1 protein-coding gene is annotated in these 778 nt (G+C 46.0%); it reads left to right on the plus strand.

What is annotated here, in order from left to right:
- Positions 1 to 44 precede the first annotated feature (44 nt).
- Positions 45 to 632: an LON peptidase substrate-binding domain-containing protein gene (locus A3761_RS04435; RefSeq protein ID WP_082865204.1), complete on the plus strand. Its 588-nt coding sequence runs from the start codon at positions 45 to 47 to the stop codon at positions 630 to 632.
- The last annotated feature ends 146 nt before the right edge of the window (positions 633 to 778 follow it).

A 778-nucleotide genomic window follows, 5' to 3' on the forward strand; every position in this document is an offset into this window, starting at 1 on the left:
GTCTATGCTTACTTAAAAGCCAACCGTGAATACCTGAATAAACTATGAAACTGCCGCTGTTACCGCTCAATGCTATTGTCTGTCCGCAAGGTCGTATTCCTTTGCAGATTTTTGAGCCGCACTATTTAGATATGATTGCTGATTCGATGAAGCAAGGCGAAGGCTTTGTGGCAGTGTTGATGTGCAGTGAAAATGCACCGACTGAACACGTGCGAGAAGGGCAGTTCTATGAACTTGGCACGCGTGTTCAAATTGTAGATTTTGGCAAGACGCCTAGTACCGGGGTGTTAAATCTGACGGTTGAAGGTCTGGAACAAGTCAAACTATCCTCACTTGAAGAACGTGAAAATGGCGTCTGGTATGCCGAGCTTGAGGCTATTGGTGAAGAGCAGCATATTGACTTGCCCGAGGAGTTTGATGAGCTGCGTGTGGTACTGCAGGCTCTGGTCAAACACCCCTTTGTTCGCGATTTGAATATGGATATTGATTATGAAGATGGGCGCCAAGTAGGCTGGCGCTTGACTGAGTTACTGCCGCTAGGCAATAAACAGAAACAGCATCTTTATGAAATGAGCGACCCGCTTCAGCGTCTGCAAGCAATCTCTCGTCAAATTTCTGATATGGTTACTTAGGCCGTATAAATCTTGAGTCTTGATCAGACGGCTCTGCGTTTAGGGGCGTAACTGGTAAGCCTGCAAGGCTTCTGGAAAGAAATAAAGCTGATAGCCAATTAAGATGCCGAGCCATAGACAAAGTGCTGTCATAACCGCTTTCTTTT

The organism is Oleiphilus sp. HI0123 (assembly GCF_001635315.1).

What these genes read in the sequence shown, in the direction of transcription:
- A3761_RS04435 (WP_082865204.1), top strand. Translation starts at nt 45, where the DNA reads ATGAAACTGCCGCTGTTACCGCTCAATGCTATTGTCTGTCCGCAAGGT.